Origin of the sequence: Vibrio sp. EA2 (assembly GCF_033042495.1) — a bacterium.
Taxonomy (GTDB): Bacteria; Pseudomonadota; Gammaproteobacteria; order Enterobacterales; family Vibrionaceae; genus Vibrio.
In genome coordinates, this window is the sequence record NZ_JAWLID010000004.1 from 39481 (window position 1) to 57042 (window position 17562).

The following is a 17562-nucleotide window of genomic DNA, read 5'->3' on the forward strand; positions in this document are numbered from 1 at the left end:
TCACTGATCACAACTATTATAAAAAATAACAATAAAATAAAAATCTCATACTCATTCTTACTTTTATTAATTAATACTTATATTGATTGTTTAAAAATGTTTTTAAATCGTACGATCAGTCATTAAGAGCACACCATCTAACCTTTTATATAAGAAGTTGCTTAATAGTCTTGACCTCAAGTTGACGTACGGTTATTTTTCAAACACGATCTATTGTAAATTTTGTCTATTTTGCGCAGATCATCGTAATCAGAATAAAAGCTTTTCTAGTAGCAACGATTCTCGCTCAGTAAAAGAATAAAAAATCAAAATGAATAGAATGAAAAAGATACTCATATTAAGTTTACTGTGTTTTGCCCCCGTCATTTATGCAAACACCGTTTTATTTAGCAACAGCCCGCAAAAAGCCGAGTGTTAGGTTAAAATTAGAAGACATCCAATCGTTACCAGAAACCACTTACACCACCGAGTTACCTTGGAGTAAAGGAGAGTCTGAGTTTACTGGTGTTAAGCTGAGTGACTTACTCACTTACGTATATGGCGATATTCCAGCGCAAATCGATATCAGTGGTTTAAACAATTACCACGCGATCGTGACACGACCAGATATCGTTAGATATGAGCCGATCTTAGCCTATCAAAAAGATAAACATTTCATAAAAATCAGGGACAAAGGCCCATATTGGGTTGTATATCCACTAAACCTCTACCCAGAACTAAATCGCTCCGCATATCATGCCCAAATGGTCTGGCAGGTGAATGAAATTAAATTGATAAAGAAATAATGAAATTATCAGATACCTACCCCCTCAAGCCCCAAAAGTGGCGATACACAACACTCAGCAAAGGGCTGCTGTTAGTCTTTGCTACCTCTTTATTACTCGCGAATATCATTCTGCTTCAACAAACGCGTGCATTAGCGCAAAACTTTACTAATGAGCAAAAACAAGCCACGTGGTTTTTGTTTCAGCTGTCCAAAGAGCTGTCGGAACTGGTTGGGGAAGCACGTCGGCTCGATGAAAACATTCAGGATATAAATGGCGCAGAGCTACAGTATGAGCTCGCCTGGAGCCGCTTTGACTTACTCATCAACAGCGATGATGCGTACACATTCTTTTCTCGCAACAATATCCAGCAGTATTTTTTAGAACTCTTCGAACAATTCAAAGATCTAGAGCCTTTTCTTGTCGAGGCGAGAACCGGCGATCGTCAGGCGGCAGCCCAGTTTTATCGCTCAACCCAGACGCTGTACTTAGACTTGGTGGATTTTGTGAATCAAAACTTCCGACTCACTAGCAAAGTATATGAAGCACAAAAAGGTGAAACACAGCGACTAGTACAAGCGCAATATATGCTGTTTGCGACTTTTGTATTGTCGACGCTGTCCCTGATTTATTTCTTTTACCGCGAATCCAGTTTCCACCGAAAACTAGCACTCAGCGATCCGCTGACAAAGCTTGGCAACAGAAGTGCGCTGTTTGTGACGCTTAGAAAAAACATGCAACAAAAAAACACGTTTTATCTTTGTATCCTGGACTTAAACGGGTTTAAAAAAATTAATGATACTCACGGGCACCAAGCTGGCGACAAAGTTTTACGAGCTATCGCTAACCGGCTAAAGTCGATGGAGATCGATAATTTTACGACGTACCGAATGGGGGGGGATGAGTTTGCCATCGTCGTTCAGGACAAAACCATCAGCGAAAACCAAATCAAGCGTCATATCAATGCCGTTTTTAATGACCCGGTACTAAAAGCAGAAAACGCGTATCAGCTATCTACCAGTATTGGTATCGCGCGGTACCCGATCGATAGCGACAATATAGACTTTCTTATGAATATTGCCGATAAACGTATGTATAAAATGAAATTCCAGGGATAGGACCTAACACTACCTGTCACATAATAAATAAAAGCCCCGCTCTTTAACGTGCGGGGTTTTTGAATTTTGCAGAGTATAAATCCAATCCTAATCGAACAGTAACTTCTCTTTCAGTACAGTGAGTACACCAGATTCCTGATTGCTTGGCGCAGAAAAACGAGCAACTTTCTTAATCTCTTCATGGGCATTGGCCACCGCATAGGAGTGTTCACTCACTTGCAGCATCTCCAAATCATTCAGGTAATCACCAAATGTCATGGTCTCGGCGGGCGTAAAATTCATGGTTTGTTGAAGATACTGAATTGCCGCACCTTTGGAGGCTTTTGCATTCATCACATCTAGCCAGATTTTTGCACTGACCACCACTTTGTGTGAATCACCAAACTGGCTGTTCATCGTCGGGAACACCAGCTCCTCTGAGCCTTCAAAATGGCAAATCGCAACTTTAATGAACTCATCGTCAACTTCCAGCAAATCATCCACGTTTTCACAGCGATGGTAGTACTTTTGAAACTCTTCCAGCGTCTTTTGATCTTGAATTTCAATATAAGCCGAACGTTTCCCACACAGCACTATGTGTGCCCCGTCTATACAACGCGCGGCTTTGACTATCTCTGCCACTTCAGGTTTCGGAATCGTGCAGCTATAAAGCTCTTTGTCTTTGTGTATCACCAAAGTGCCATTTTCTGCCACGTACAGGATGCGATCCTGAATCGGAGCGAAAGTATCACGCAAGCTATAATATTGACGCCCAGAGGCAGCCGAAAACAAGATGCCTTTTTCTTCTAGCCGTAAAAACAGATCGAAGAACTCTGGGTCCAAACGACCGTACTGATCGAGTAACGTGCCGTCCATATCGGAGGCGATGAATTTAATACTAGCTTGTGACATGAACTAACACTCTAATTAGGGTAGGAAAACTGCGATTACGTTTAAGGTACAGGATCGTGAGTGAATCTCAAGTACCGTTGTTAATATAGCAATCCTGAATCAAACAGGTACAATCCTCGCTCGATTTTTATGCTCGCGGATACACACCATGCACTCGCCTGAACATTGTTTTACTCGTATTACTGCCGATCTTTCTGGTTATGAGTTACCAGAGCAGTTTACGTTTCCGTTCTATTACACACCGCATCCTCTATGCGTATTAGCCGCTGAACAACTGCAACAGCACTTACTCACGCAAAATGACTTTGAGCATGACTTTGGGTTAGAGGATGAGCAGGTGGGGCGAGGGAAAATGTTCGGCGTGCTTTTGGTACAAAATCAACAAAGTGAGCTAGGGTATCTCAGTGCTTTCTCCGGCAAGATCGCCGATCAAAACTTGCTGCCTGGATTTGTACCACCAGTGTATGACATGCTGACTGATGAAGGTTTTTTCCGCGCTGAAACCGACGCCATCAATGCAATCAATGCCGAATACAAGCAGTGTGCAGATAACCCCGAATTAATTGAGCTCAAAGCAGAGATCGAAGCTGATCGCGCTTCATACCAGCAAGAAGAACAGGCGCAACGCCAAATCATGATTGAAGGCCGTGCGAATCGAAAACTGCAGCGTAAACAGGGTGAGCAAACGCTAGGTCCCGATGAACTAAAGACGTTGTTAGACGACTTGGGTAAGCAAAGTGTGGCCGATAAAAATGCGCTCAAATACCTCAAGATGGCGTGGGATGAAAAACTGGCAGTGAAAGAGCAGCGTTTAGCCACTTTAAAACATGAACTTTCAGAACTTAAAGAGCATCGAAAAACACTGTCTAACGCGTTGCAGCACAAACTACACAGGCAATACCGATTTCTTAACGGTTTGGGACAAGAACGCGATTTAGTGGATATTTTCGCAACCACCACGAATCCGGTGCCACCAGCAGGCGCAGGTGAATGTGCGGCTCCGAAACTGCTTCAATACGCGTTTAAACATGGCTTTAAACCGCTGGCGCTTGCCGAGTTCTGGTGGGGAGAATCACCAAAATCCGAAGTGCGTCAGCACAAAAAGTTCTACCCGTCATGCAACAGTAAATGTCAGCCTATTCTTGGCCATATGCTGTATGGGATGAACGTCGATCCCAACCCGCTGGCTGAAAACTGGGCAGAAGACAAAGAGCTGGAAATTCTCTATCAGGATGAAGCCATGGTGGTAGTCAACAAGCCATCAGGTTTGCTTTCTGTACCGGGAAAAACCATCAAAGACTCGGCGTACACAAGGCTACAGACGATGTTCCCTGACGTTGAAGGACCTTTTGTCATCCATCGCTTAGACATGGCGACGTCGGGTATTTTGGTATTTGCGCTGACTAAACGCGCGAATAAGAGCTTACAGAAGCAGTTCATGGCTCGTGGCGTACAAAAACGCTACATGGCTCTGCTGGAAGGTGAACTTAGAGATGCCGCGGGTGATATATCATTACCCATGCGTGGCGATCCAGAAGACCGTCCACGTCAATTGGTTTGCTTTGAGCACGGTAAGCCAGCGGAGACACACTGGCAGTTGATTGAAGTTAAAAATGGCCGTAGCAAGGTGTATATGTACCCTAAAACTGGCCGTACTCACCAACTGCGTGTCCACAGTGCTCATCACTTAGGCTTAAATATGCCAATGGTCGGTGATGGCCTGTATGGCGAGAAGGCAAATCGCTTACATCTGCATGCAGAAATGCTGGAACTGGATCATCCATACAGCAAAGAACGCATGAGCTTTCATGCCGATTGTGAGTTTTAAACCCGGCACGGTTAATCTGAAGATACTAAAAAGGCACTGAACTCAGTGCCTTTTTTAAATAGAGACGAAGCATGTGTTTCCTCGTCCATGCTGGCTATGATTGATTTAACTGACTTTAAATTTGGTCCACACCTGTGAACGCCAACGTCTCGCCATAATAATGCCACGAACCCATTCATCCAGAGCGATCGCCATCCAGGCTCCCATTACGCCATAGCCCAGATGAATGCCAAAAAGGTAAGAGAACAGTACGCCTAAACCCCACATACTTACGATACCCATTTGTACCGGGAATTTAATGTCGCCCGCACCTTTTAAACCAGCAATAAAGATCAAGTTAAAGACACGCCCAGCTTCCAACAAGATAGAACCCAGAATCAATGAGCCAGCCAGAGCAAGGATTTCGGGCTGATCAGTGAATACTCGGAGGATTTCTTCTCGAAATACGTAGATCACGGTCGTCGCAACAGTAGAGGCAACAAAACCAACCAAGAAATAAATTTGAATACGCTTAAGGATGCTGGTCACCCAACCTTTACCAATGTAATAGCCAGTTTGAATCTGTGCCGCCTGCCCAATTGCTAACGCAAAGGCAAAAGAAAAACGGGCAATATTCTGAGCATAAGTAAACGCCGCCAACGATGCTGTCCCCATCTGTACCACAAAGTAAACGATACAGATTTGAGCAATATTGTAAGACAACACCTCACCCGCATTCATCCCACCAATTTTTAGGATTTTTTTGTAAATATCGGCAGGCACTTGCTTCATGGTCTTCATTGGAAGCTCGATGTTTGTTCGGCTCAAAATAAACACCAACATCAGAGTACCAATCACTTGACTCACCACAGTAGCAACCGCGACGCCTTCAACCCCATAAACAGGCAAACCAAATGGTTGGTACAGGGCGATGTAGTTACCTAATACATTGAATACACCACTTATGAGGTTTACAACCATCGGAGAGCGAGAGTAGCCATGACTGCGCAGAATAGTGGTCAATACAATGCCAATGGTCACGTTGAACGTCATCACACCACTAATAAGCAAATATTCCCGAGCATACTGCTCAACCTGAGCTTCAAGGCCATAGTAGGGTAAGAAGAATATTGCTCCAATCACAGCTATCACGCTGAGAAATATCCCTATAATTACCGACAGGATAACACTTGCGACACCGACATCAATGGAGTCTTTATCCCGATCAGCGCCGTTGTACTGGGCAATTAAAATCCCGGTTCCGCTGCTGACAAATGTTGAGACCACAATGAGAAAAAACGTTAATTGAGTGATCACTCCTACCGCTGATACTGCTTTGTCTGAGTAACCACTCAGCATGAATACATCACTGGTTCCTAAAGCCGTCCTTAGCAAAATTTCTACGAGTATCGGCCAAGCGAGTGTCACGATAGACATGCGCTGGTTGATGTTTTGGCGGTTAGGCATAGTTGGTAAACCTTCACACAATGAAAAACTGCTTCACAGAAAACCGTGAAGCAGTTTATAAAAATAATAATTAGGCCTTGAATTGACCCAGAAAATGCGTTCTTGCGTGAATTCTATTCGCATTCAGCACACAACAACAACTAAATTTCGTCGAGTAGCGTAATATTTCTCTTATCACTTGGGCATTGATTGACGGTATGAAACTAAGGCTCTCCATGCATATAAGAAACAATCACTGAAAAGCGTATGGCCACTGCTACCTATCCTGCCATCTCGAAAATTTTCCATTAACTCAATGAATCATCGTTAAGTTTAAAATGATTTACATCACAGATAACTCAACTTTTATTCTATCTGTTGCTCACTTAACAACTAGAATAGAAGTAAAAACAATTAAGTAGGGAGACAAGATGTCGACATTGGCTGGGGCACGTTTAGAAGAAATGGCGGATATCCGCGCAACAAGAAAAAAGAAAATTGTTTTTATTTGCTCCAGTATCGCAGCCACATGTCTTGTGTATGGTGCCCTCGTTCAAACACTGGAAGAGCAGTGGGGACTGTGTTTGCTTCATTCTTTATCTGCGCTTGCCTGCTTTGCGATTTGCTACATGATAAAAGTACAAAAGCATCACCAGTATGCCGATCTGCTTTTAAGCTCGGTACTGATGTTAGAAGGTTTACTGCTGCTGCTTTTTAATGATGCGCCTTCAGGAAAACTTTTATGGCTGTACCCCATTGTCGCCACACTCATTCTTATCAACGAATTCAAAGTCGGCCTTCTCTTTAGCTGCACCTACATACTCTTTATCTTTTTCGGCATTACTTTTTTGGATAGGCTGCCCGAGGCGAGCGCCATGATAGAGCGCCGATTTATGTTGACCCTGATGGCGATTGCCTTCGTTTGCCACACGTTCTCTTATTACTACGCCAAGATACTGAGTTACATCCAAACCCTCTATCGAGAAGGCATCGAAGAGCTGGCCTATTTTGACCAACTTACCGGCCTGGCTAACCGTTGGAGCTTTGAAACTTGGGCGCGTCACAAACTGCATGACATTGATAGTTCATGTGAAAACAGTCTGACTGCTCTCATCTTTCTTGATCTCGACAATTTTAAACACATCAATGACAACTACGGCCATGATGTTGGTGATCACGTACTAAAGACATTTGCCTCTCGCTTGAAAGACAGTATCCGCATGACAAACCATGCCAACCCTGAAAGTGATTATTCCATTGCTCGATTTGCTGGAGATGAATTTGTCCTGTTACTGCACGACGTGCCTAACGAAGAAAGTTTGGATGAGGTGTTAAAACGCATCGTCAATGTATTCTCAAACCGCTCCCTAGATTACGACCTCATTAATGAAATCACCATGAGTGTAGGCGTAGCGATTTATAAACAAGATGCGAACGAATTGTCTGAGCTGCTTCGATGTGCAGACAAAGCCATGTATGTAGCAAAACACACCGGAAAAAATCAGTATGCGTATTATGAACACTGCACGCGGGTAGAAAAATTGAACAACCAACAGCTGCATCAACCAGAAATCGGAAAGGTTTATTAAATCGGTAAGAGAGTGCTTAAATAATTCTAATAAGCGAACCTGTACATCGCCCATAAACCAACGAGTAGAATAACCAGCAAGATAATAACCTGGCGTGCTCGGCTAGGTGTTTTTTGTTGTGGAGTATCGATAGGCTTAAAGGCTTGTTTGCTCAATGCCTCTATTACTTCTTTCTCTCGTACTCGTTCGGGTACATCTCGCCGCTGTTGCGCCGCATTCGCCACCGCAGTAAAGCGATGCCTTTGCTCTGTAGTAAAGTCGCTATCCGCATAACGCGGAGGAGAATCGGTGTGTTTGCGTTGTACTGACATCACGTCCTCCTTGAGTGGATGAGTACATAATAAGTATACACACAAAAAAACCACCCGAAGGTGGCTTCAATTCACTGCTCAATACGGTGTGTTATAGATATTCACACAAGTAAGCTGTCGCGTCTTTAACTTGTAGCTCAAACGATGAGTTGCCTTCTACGTCGAATGACTCACCGCTGCTGTATGTTGTCCAGTCAGCTTCACCTACACGTTTAACAATAAGGGCACCTTTTACTACGGTCATTCGCTCTGGAGCTTGCGTACCAAACGTGTACTCTCCTGGAAGCATCACTCCGACACTCACTTCTTGCTCGTGTTGACTAAAACCTAGTGACTTCACACCGCCTGCAAAATAGCTGTTTTCCTTGATACTCATTATCGTTCCCTCATTAAAAATCTGACCTTTTTTACCCTGTTTTTCTCCACGACTCAAGCCCATAAAGCCTTCTAATTAAACATTAGTGACAAATAGATTCATAATCAGGTCTGCATACCATGCATAGCACATCAGAACTGGTGACTATTTAGGCATGAAAAATTGGTAATGTGGCACCTGAGTCCTCACACTCTTAACGCCCTTAGATGTAATTATTCCCAAGATATTCAGGCAAATAATTATGCTTCATTTTGATATATCTTTAAGTGCGTAAACGATAAATACTGCTTCTGCAGAGTATTTTTAGATTCTTGACTCAAGATTGTATTTCACGTGCAACAGCGTACGAGTTTTATTTAACTTCTCTCAAGTGACTCGAAAAACGCTTTGATTTTTTTTGACGAAAAAAAACTCTCTGAAATGCTAAACGTGATGCTTTTGCAAGTGGTGCCGGACTTTGGCGTAAGAGCAGATTGTGTTTGTGATAGAACATGAATCTAAGGATAGAGAGAAGTTATGATTCGATTTAACCTATGTGCCGCAGGCGTTGCTTTGGCATTATCCGGAGCGACTGTCGCTGCTCCAACTGCACCAAGTATTGATCTGTACGGTTCCAACAACCTTCAGTTTTCTAAAATTGAACTGGCCATGGAAACCACATCCGGTTACCACAATATGGTGACCTACCATGACCAAGCAAAGATTGCGGTGACATTCAACCAGTGGAGCGGCTCGACGGGCGACACATACAACATCTACTTTGATGGTACCCAAGTTGCCACTGGCGCCATTACCAGTAGCCAAACCACCGCCAACTTCGAATATGGTCAAGGCGGTTTGTATCAAATGGAGATCGAAGCGTGTGATGAAACAGGTTGTGCGAGAAGTGCCCCGGCTGAAATTACCATCGCTGACACTGATGGCTCGCACTTAAAACCGCTTACGATGAATGTGGATCCAAACAACAAATCTTACAGCACAGACCCTAGCGTGGTGATGGGGACTTACTTTGTTGAGTGGGGCATTTATGGCCGTAACTACACCGTAGACAATATTCCGGCAGACAACCTAACCCACATCCTTTACGGCTTCATCCCAATTTGTGGCCCTAATGAATCCGTTAAATCCGTTGGCGGGAATAGCTTTAACGCGTTGCAAACCGCCTGTAACGGCGTACCTGATTATGAAGTCGTTATTCATGACCCATGGGCAGCGTACCAAAAGAGCTTCCCACAAGCCAGTCATGAATACAGCACTCCGATCAAGGGCAACTACGCAATGCTGATGGCCTTGAAACAACGTAACCCTGAGCTGAAAATCATCCCATCGATTGGTGGCTGGACTCTGTCTGATCCGTTCTTTGATTTCGTCGATAAAGCCAATCGCGATACCTTTGTGGCGTCGGTTAAAAAATTCCTCAACACATGGAAGTTTTACGATGGCGTCGATATTGACTGGGAATTCCCTGGCGGCGGCGGTGCAGCGACAGACCGAGGCGACCCCGTCAACGATGGTCCGGCATATGTTGCTTTAATGCGTGAACTACGTGCAATGCTGGATGAGTTAGAGGCAGAGACAGGCCGAACATACGAACTCACTTCAGCCATTGGAGTGGGTTACGACAAGATCGAAGACGTTGACTACGCAGACGCGGCCCAATACATGGATTACATTTTCGCCATGACCTATGACTTCTACGGCGGTTGGAACAACGTTCCGGGTCATCAAACTGCGCTTTACTGTGGTTCGTTCATGCGACCAGGTCAGTGTGATGGCAGCGGTGTAGATGAAAACGGCGAACCGTTCAAAGGGCCAGCCTATACTGCAGACAATGGTATTCAGCTTCTTCTCGCCCAAGGCGTCCCTGCCAACAAACTGGTACTGGGTACTGCCATGTATGGTCGTGGCTGGGAAGGCGTCACTCCAGACACCTTGACCGATCCAAATGACCCAATGACAGGTACAGCAACAGGCAAGCTGAAAGGCAGCACCACACAAGGCGTTTGGGAAGCTGGCGTTATCGATTACAAAGGCATTAAGTCATTCATGCTAGGTGAAAGTAGCACTGGTATTAACGGCTTTGAATACGGTTACGATGATCTCGCAGAAGCGCCGTGGGTATGGAACCGCTCAACGGGCGAGCTGATTACTTTTGATGATCATCGTTCAGTATTAGCAAAAGGTAACTACGCTAAAACGCTTGGGCTTGCCGGCCTATTCTCCTGGGAGATTGATGCGGATAACGGCGATATCTTAAATGCCATGCACGAAGGAATGTCCGGTGCGGTTATTGAACTACCAAACCGTGCTCCAACAGCAACTGCTGGCGCAGATCAATCCGTTACGGGGCCAGCAACCGTGATGCTATATGGCAGCCAGTCCAGCGATTCTGACGGTACGATCGCCAGCTACGTTTGGGAACAAGTATCTGGTACAGCAGTAACCCTGACTGGAGCAAATAGTGCGAACGCAAGCTTTGATGTGGCTGAAGTAACCGCAGAAGAACAACTGACGTTCAAACTCACAGTAACAGATAACGAAGGTGCAACCGCTTCTGCTCTTGTTGTGGTCACCGTGAAGCCAGCAGGCGTTATCGAACCACCTCAAAACACAGTGCCAGTTGCACAAATCACCGCTCCAGCAACAGCGAATGCAGGTGAGGTTGTGGTTATAGACGCATCGGGATCTAGCGACGCAGACAACGACACACTCACGTTTAGCTGGACGCTACCACAAGGTTTAAACGCGACCGTTGAAGGTGCGAAAGTGACCTTTACTGCTGCTGAGTACTCCGAGGATACCAGCCTAAACTTCACGGTGAGTGTAAGTGACGGTGAAGCATCCGCGACAGCAAGTACAACCATAGTCGTTGCACAATACACCACAGATCCGAATACGGGCACATGTGATAACGCTTGGGATTCAGATGCGGTTTACACAGGGGGTGATCAGGTGACTCATGCTGGCAGTACCTGGGAGGCGAAGTGGTGGACTCGCGGCGAGGACCCAACAACGACAGGTGAATGGGGTGTTTGGAAACAAGTAGGCACAGCGAACTGCAACTAAGCCGCACTAGCCAGGCTACTTTCTACAAAGCTAAAGCATAATCATGATGTTTAAAGGACAAGGGCAGCACTCGCTTCCTTGTCCTTTATTTTTATAAAATCGCTACGCTTTAGATTCGATTAAGCGGTCAAAACTTTGGAACACTTGCTCGCACTTCATGACTCGGCCATGGCCTTGACCTTGCGTGGTGACCAACTCAACATTGGCGATGTCCTCCGCCGCTTTTGCTGAGATACTGTGTTTAGTGAACTTGTCTTGCTCATCGTGAACAATAATCGTCACTGACTCACGCTCAGAAAGGCGTTTTAGTGGGTCAATTGACTGTAACGGGTAATCAAACTGCGCTTCCACTTCGGATACCACTGCATTGAACAGTTTCATGGAATATCCCGAGCGCGCAATACTGCTAAACAGGTTTTCCACGTAGTTAAGAACTGGCGCGATAAGTAATAGGGGTTTGTTTTCCAGTTTGCTGTGTCGGCATTCAAGTGCAGAGGCCGTACCCATACTGTGCCCTATCAAACCCGCAATCTCGCCAACAGAATCCAACACATCTTCCAGGCCACGAATAAAGCCAGGGATATGGCCGTACTGACCTTCACTCTCACCGTGCGCTGGATGATCATAAGCCAAAGCAGTAAAGCCTTGAGCGGCAATATGTTCCATTAAAGGAAAAAACTGGCTCGCTGTGCCTGACCAACCGTGAGTCAGAATCCAAATAGGACCAGAGCCGAAGGAATAGGTTTTAATCACACCATCAAAGCCTTGGATCTCATCTTTGATCAGACCTTTAGGCTCGGCATTTTTTGGTTTAGTACGCACCGGCGTCAAAAGGAGCTTTCTTGCGGTACTTTTGGCGTGTGACGGTGCCAGAGTGTGATGCAGGCGGGTACTGATATTAACCAAGCTACGTTTAACGCTAAAGCGCTGCGATGTATTAAAGTAAATTTTGTCGCTCATGATCTTTCCTTTAACTAGCAGCACAAAATAGAACGGTCGTGCTTTTTGTACTGAGAAGAAAGAGCGAACTCTGTCGCTCTATCTAAAATTTTGATTGTGTTTGTGTTTTAACAGACTGGAAACGGGATACTTACGCCTTCCAACGAGCAAACAAGTTATCTATCCCTTGCCAGAACAGTCTCTGACTCTCTGCCTCGCCTTTAATCGAATAAAACACATGCGCGCTCAGATACTGCCCGTACAAATCAAAGGTTGCCTGTTTGGTGTCTAATTCGCCTGAAAACTCTCGATTTTCTTTACCCTTGGCAATTTGTATTTCTAAGTAGTCCAACCACGTATTAATGGACTTTCTCAATGCGGCTTGCAAAGGACAATCTTCCTCTGCCGTATCGTTCCACGCATCAAGAAACATACAACTACCCTGAAAAGCATGATTCCAGGTCATCCAGGAATCTAATAACCCACGGATCTTTCTCTCGATATGGTCGTCCCCCAGCTCTCGCACTGGCGATATGACCCGAGAGGTGAATACTTGATTCGCATACTCTAATACAGAAAGCTGTAAATTCAGCTTGGAGTTAAAATGGGCGAACAGGCCACTTTTCGACATCCCACACTGTTTTGCTAGCTCACCAATCGTCAGGCTCTCTAAACCCTGCTCACTGGCAATCTCGAAAGCGCGCTGCAGAATCAACTCTTTGGTTACTTTTCCTTTTTTCATAACAGTATTTTTAGCACGGTCGTTCTTTTATGCAAGGCTTAGTGTTCTGGTCTAACCATTTACCGGCAAGAACAAATGCAACGATCGGTATATTGAGTTCCGTGATAGGTATATAAATAAGAAGCTTGAACTACGTCTGAATTTAAAACATTACCGATAACCAAGAGAGCATGGGTTGATTTCTTCACATACACCATTATTTGAGAACTGGTACTTTCGCTGAATAGTTTTATGTTCAGGTAAGTAATTTATGACAACCAAAAAGAAGATCGCCAGTTTAGAATTTGCCCGAATCATCGCCATGTTAGCGATAATTGGTCTTCACTGTCAGATGGCTCTCACATACTGGCAATGGGGCGAGGTGCCTTGGGTCGGTTACATCATTAACCAGATGTCACGTTTTGCGGTTCCTTTGTTTTTCCTTATTTCTGGCTATTTGATTCAGCCAAAACTCAGTACCAATCCAATTGAAACACTGAAGAGCTATGCCAAACCGTTAATCAGGATCTGGGTGGTGTGGAGTGTGATTTGCCTAGTCGTACCGTTCCGATGGCAGACTGTCTCTGAAGTGGGTTACTTAGCAGAGCGACAAGGTTACTGGGATTATCTGATGCAATCCCCGATTAATTCATTGCTAGAAGGAGGCTTGGTTCATTTGTGGTTCCTGCCGGCACTCCTGATAGCCGTGACACTTATCGTTTTTCTGGTCAAAGCTGGGCAGTCACGCCTCCTACTTCCTATCGCTTTATTATTTTACGTGTATGGAGTTTTCGCAGGAAGTTACTCTACATTAACTGAACTGCCAGCTCCCTTTTTCACACGTAATGGCCCTTTCTTTAGCACATTACTGGTTGTGCTTGGTTATCTGGCCAGAGAGAAACAATGGCAATGGTCTAACAGTAATGCCTTGCTCCTGATGGCGATTGGTTTGGGGCTTCACTTTGCAGAAGCCTATTGGTTGATGCAGTATAACGTTGTATTTAATAGCCATGATTTCTTATTTGGGACCGTTATTTGGTCACTTGGTATTTTCATGTGGCTACTTGCTAACCCTAATTTTGGTAATAGGCCATGGGTGCTAAAATGGTCACCAAGCATCTTAGGAATCTACGTTAGTCACCTATTGGTGGTAATTGTGATGATGAATGTGGCGGGTATGCTCGAATTACAAAACTTGGCTAAAGATGCGTTTGTTTACTCAACCACCATCGTCGCCACATTACTCTTAGTTAAAGGGATTGATGCTTCACCGCTAAGAAAACTATTACTTAGATAAATCAATAAAATGCGAACCATAGTTTGCTCTGACACCTTCGTTAGGGCAAGCGAATAAAAAATGAGAGAGATCTCTCACTGGTTAAAATTTGGCTCGATGTTCCTCAATAATTTTGTCGATACTCACAAAAAACATCGAGCATTTCCTTTAGATTGACCCAATTAATAAAACACTGCTCATTTAACGGAGGCTGTATGTGGGCATCTCAAGGAATTACTCCTTTTTTAGAAATAAGCCATTGGCTAACTTACGGCTTGTATGCCGCGGCCATTCTATGTTGCGTAGCGGGTATCGTGTCACTAAGAAAATAGTGGCATAATTGCCTGATCCTACCGTTAATTCGAGCTTTCTCACAACTAACTCCTTCATTTATGGCTACTATTTCTCCAACAAGAAAGGGAGAAATGTCTATGCCAATTTACCCAATTGTGGCTTTCTGCTGTTTGTTATTCTCAAGCAACAGCTTGGCAGCGGTCACCAATGATCTCAACTTAGTCAATTCTACCGTTGGCTATACCGCTTTGGTTCTGTTCTCTATTGCTTATGCTCTGGTTATGCTCGAAGAGTATCTCAAGATGAGAAAGTCCAAACCAGTGCTGCTCGCCGCGGGGTTAATTTGGATTCTAATTGGATACACCTTCACACAACACAACCAACAGGATGTGGCTAAGGCTGCGTTAGAGCACAATTTGCTTGAGTACGCAGAGTTACTGCTGTTCCTGTTAGTGGCGATGACTTATATCAACGCAATGGAAGAGCGAAGACTCTTTGACGCCTTACAAGCATGGATGGTGGGAAAAGGTTTTAGCTTTAAAAAATTGTTTTGGCTGACCGGTTTCCTTGCGTTTGTTATTTCACCTATCGCGGATAACTTAACAACCGCACTGTTAATGTGTGCTGTTGTGATGAAAGTGTCTGGCGACAACCCGAAATTCGTCAATCTGGCTTGCATCAATATCGTCATCGCAGCCAACGCCGGTGGTGCATTCAGCCCTTTTGGTGATATCACGACCTTAATGGTCTGGCAGGCAGGCCATGTCAGCTTTGCTGAATTTATTCCTCTGTTTATCCCCTCTCTGGTCAACTATTTGGTTCCTGCCTTTTTGATGTCACTGTTTGTGCCGAATACCAGACCAAATACCAAACATGAACATGTGGAACTCAAGCGTGGGGCTCGGCGTATTGTGCTGTTATTCATTCTGACTATTGCCACTGCCGTCTCCTTCCATGCGGTACTCCACTTCCCACCCGTGATCGGAATGATGATGGGCTTAGCCTACTTACAGTTTTTTGGTTACTTCTTGCGTAAAACGCTCAAACAGTCCTTGGCAAAAAAAACCGCCATCGCCATCGCCAATGGAGATGAACAAGCCCTGAAACGAATTGGCTCTGTGGTGCCATTTGATGTTTTCCACCGTGTCTCACGGGCGGAGTGGGATACCTTACTCTTCTTCTACGGAGTGGTGATGTGCGTGGGAGGGTTAAGCTTACTCGGTTATTTAGAGCTGGTTTCTCATGTGATGTATACCGAATGGAACCCAATATGGGCTAACGTCATGGTCGGTGTACTTTCTGCCATCGTGGATAACATCCCAGTGATGTTTGCGGTGTTAACCATGCAACCTGATATGTCTATCGGTAACTGGCTGCTGGTTACGCTCACCGCAGGTGTGGGCGGTAGTTTACTTTCAATAGGATCAGCGGCAGGCGTCGCGTTGATGGGGGCGGCTCGTGGCCAATACACTTTCTTTGGCCACTTAAAGTGGGCGCCAGTCATCGCTTTAGGCTACGCTGCCAGCATTGCCGCGCATTTATGGATGAACGGCAGTCTATTTAACTGACCCCGTTTATCGATCTGATGGATGGTTCACGCCATCCATCACTTCAATCTCGCCTAATTCGTAGGGATTAACACCATCAAGACAACCAACATTATAGCCAAACTCAGTAGGGTCTGAGCGACGTTGATGGTGGGTATAAATACCACACTCACGACAGAAGTAGTGCTTTGCCGTATGTGTATTGAATTGATAAAGCTTGAGTTTCTCTTCACCTCTAACGATTCGAATTCCCTTCACAGGGACTGAAGCTGCAATGGCGCCACGACGGCAGCACATCGAACAGTCACACCGTCTTGGTTTTTCAATGCCATTAGGCAGAGAAAGTTCTAGCTCTACAGATCCACAATGACAGGTCAACCTGTGTAAAGGTTTAATTTCAGTTGATCCAACTCGCTTTATCATGACTTTTCCTTTGGTCTTTTTCGCTCAACTTTACAATGTGTACATTATGTTAAACAGACCACAAAAGTTTAATGTTTGTTGAAAACTCGACATTGGTCACTTTTCAAGACATTTTATGCGCAAGTAACCACGACTTACTTTAGTGACAGTGAGGTGGACAGTGCATACTCGCGACGGTGTTCTTTCCTGAAATATCGCCAACCGCCTCCCGCTTGTCCTAAAGCTTTAAAGTCACCCGGTTCCTATCAATTACGTTAAATAATTTTGGTTGTCACTTTGGCGACCGTATCCCTAATTCTAGCTACCTGTGTGGCTGGAAGGGCTTAAACCAAGGAAAAATTTTTATGGATAAAGATCATAGCTTTAGAGAGAACCTCTTAGCTCTGACGCTTGGCAGTGCGCTGGTGTCGCTAGGGGTCATTATTTTCAGCAAAGTCGGACTACTGACTGGCGGTACGGCGGGCTTAGCGATATTCCTCACCAAAGTGAGTGATTACAGTTTTGGCCAAATCTTTTTTGCTCTTAACCTCCCGTTCTACATTCTGTCGGTAACCCGTATGGGCTGGCGTTTTTCGATCAATACCTTTATCGCAGTGACGATAGTCTCTTTCGCCGTAGATCATCTGCATCATGTTATTGAGATTTCCAGAATCGATATGGTGTATGCGGCTCTTCTGGGAGGTGGTTTGATCGGGATGGGCATGCTGGTCATCTTTCGCCACAAGATGAGCCTTGGCGGCTTCAACATTCTGGCATTGTTTCTACAGGAACGTTTTGGTATTCGGGCGGGCAAAGTACAGATGGCGCTGGATTGTGCTATCGTCGTCATGTCGCTATTTATTGTTGATGTTTACATCATCGCGTTATCAGTGATGGGAGCAATCATCATCAACCTGATTCTTGCTATGAATCATAAGCCTGGACGTTACCAACCCAAGCCTCAGGAAGTATAAAACGGCTTCCTTACCAAACTTCTAATCCTAAAAGCCCCGAT

14 protein-coding genes and 1 pseudogene are annotated in these 17562 nt (G+C 44.8%); 8 read left to right on the plus strand and 7 right to left on the minus strand.

Annotated features, from left to right (window positions below; all coding sequences use genetic code 11):
* Positions 1 to 319: 319 nt before the first annotated feature.
* A pseudogene (locus tag RXX31_RS11155) lies at positions 320 to 785 on the plus strand (oxidoreductase).
* Positions 785 to 1882, plus strand: coding sequence for a GGDEF domain-containing protein (locus RXX31_RS11160; RefSeq protein WP_317589399.1), 1098 nt, complete (start codon positions 785 to 787; stop codon positions 1880 to 1882). The pseudogene RXX31_RS11155 and the gene RXX31_RS11160 overlap by 1 nt, the downstream one beginning before the upstream one ends.
* 87 nt (positions 1883 to 1969) lie before the next feature.
* On the opposite strand, the gene RXX31_RS11165 is transcribed toward RXX31_RS11160, so the two are convergent.
* Positions 1970 to 2773, minus strand: a complete 804-nt coding sequence (locus tag RXX31_RS11165; protein ID WP_317589400.1) for an HAD family hydrolase — start codon at positions 2771 to 2773, stop codon at positions 1970 to 1972.
* A 148-nt stretch (positions 2774 to 2921) separates the two neighbouring features.
* Between RXX31_RS11165 and RXX31_RS11170 the strand changes: the two genes are divergently transcribed.
* Positions 2922 to 4601 (plus strand): RluA family pseudouridine synthase, encoded by a 1680-nt coding sequence (locus tag RXX31_RS11170; protein ID WP_317589402.1) that lies wholly within the window; start codon positions 2922 to 2924, stop codon positions 4599 to 4601.
* A gap of 105 nt (positions 4602 to 4706) precedes the next feature.
* Here RXX31_RS11170 and RXX31_RS11175 read toward each other — a convergent pair whose 3' ends face one another.
* Positions 4707 to 6047, minus strand: a complete 1341-nt coding sequence (locus RXX31_RS11175) for an MATE family efflux transporter (RefSeq protein ID WP_317589403.1) — start codon at positions 6045 to 6047, stop codon at positions 4707 to 4709.
* A gap of 410 nt (positions 6048 to 6457) precedes the next feature.
* Here RXX31_RS11175 and RXX31_RS11180 point away from each other — a divergent pair, with 410 nt between their 5' ends.
* Positions 6458 to 7615, plus strand: a complete 1158-nt coding sequence (locus tag RXX31_RS11180; RefSeq protein ID WP_317589404.1) for a GGDEF domain-containing protein — start codon at positions 6458 to 6460, stop codon at positions 7613 to 7615.
* A gap of 26 nt (positions 7616 to 7641) precedes the next feature.
* On the opposite strand, the gene RXX31_RS11185 is transcribed toward RXX31_RS11180, so the two are convergent.
* Positions 7642 to 7926 carry a hypothetical protein gene (locus RXX31_RS11185; protein ID WP_317589405.1) on the minus strand — a complete coding sequence of 95 codons (285 nt, stop codon included), beginning with the start codon at positions 7924 to 7926 and terminating at the stop codon, positions 7642 to 7644.
* Between the two features lie 91 nt (positions 7927 to 8017).
* Entirely contained in the window at positions 8018 to 8302 is a 285-nt protein-coding gene (locus RXX31_RS11190) for a pyrimidine/purine nucleoside phosphorylase (protein ID WP_317589406.1), read from the minus strand.
* A 516-nt stretch (positions 8303 to 8818) separates the two neighbouring features.
* Here RXX31_RS11190 and RXX31_RS11195 point away from each other — a divergent pair.
* On the plus strand, positions 8819 to 11368 hold the full coding sequence (locus RXX31_RS11195; RefSeq protein WP_317589408.1) for a glycosyl hydrolase family 18 protein: 2550 nt from the start codon (positions 8819 to 8821) through the stop codon (positions 11366 to 11368).
* A gap of 102 nt (positions 11369 to 11470) precedes the next feature.
* On the opposite strand, the gene RXX31_RS11200 is transcribed toward RXX31_RS11195, so the two are convergent.
* Positions 11471 to 12328, minus strand: a complete 858-nt coding sequence (locus tag RXX31_RS11200; RefSeq protein WP_317589409.1) for an alpha/beta hydrolase — start codon at positions 12326 to 12328, stop codon at positions 11471 to 11473.
* A 130-nt stretch (positions 12329 to 12458) separates the two neighbouring features.
* Positions 12459 to 13049, minus strand: coding sequence for a TetR/AcrR family transcriptional regulator (locus tag RXX31_RS11205; protein ID WP_317589410.1), 591 nt, complete (start codon positions 13047 to 13049; stop codon positions 12459 to 12461).
* A 250-nt stretch (positions 13050 to 13299) separates the two neighbouring features.
* On the opposite strand from RXX31_RS11205, the gene RXX31_RS11210 reads away from it, so the two are divergent.
* Positions 13300 to 14325 (plus strand): acyltransferase, encoded by a 1026-nt coding sequence (locus tag RXX31_RS11210; protein ID WP_317589412.1) that lies wholly within the window; start codon positions 13300 to 13302, stop codon positions 14323 to 14325.
* 410 nt (positions 14326 to 14735) lie between these two features.
* Positions 14736 to 16166 (plus strand): sodium:proton antiporter NhaD, encoded by a 1431-nt coding sequence (gene nhaD, locus RXX31_RS11215; RefSeq protein ID WP_317589414.1) that lies wholly within the window; start codon positions 14736 to 14738, stop codon positions 16164 to 16166.
* Positions 16167 to 16172: 6 nt separating this feature from the next.
* On the opposite strand, the gene RXX31_RS11220 is transcribed toward nhaD, so the two are convergent.
* The gene (locus RXX31_RS11220) at positions 16173 to 16568 is read right to left on the minus strand and encodes a GFA family protein (protein WP_317589416.1); all 396 of its coding nucleotides are present in this window, start codon (positions 16566 to 16568) and stop codon (positions 16173 to 16175) included.
* Positions 16569 to 16912: 344 nt separating this feature from the next.
* Here RXX31_RS11220 and RXX31_RS11225 point away from each other — a divergent pair, with 344 nt between their 5' ends.
* On the plus strand, positions 16913 to 17521 hold the full coding sequence (locus RXX31_RS11225) for a YitT family protein (protein WP_317589418.1): 609 nt from the start codon (positions 16913 to 16915) through the stop codon (positions 17519 to 17521).
* Positions 17522 to 17562: the final 41 nt, after the last annotated feature.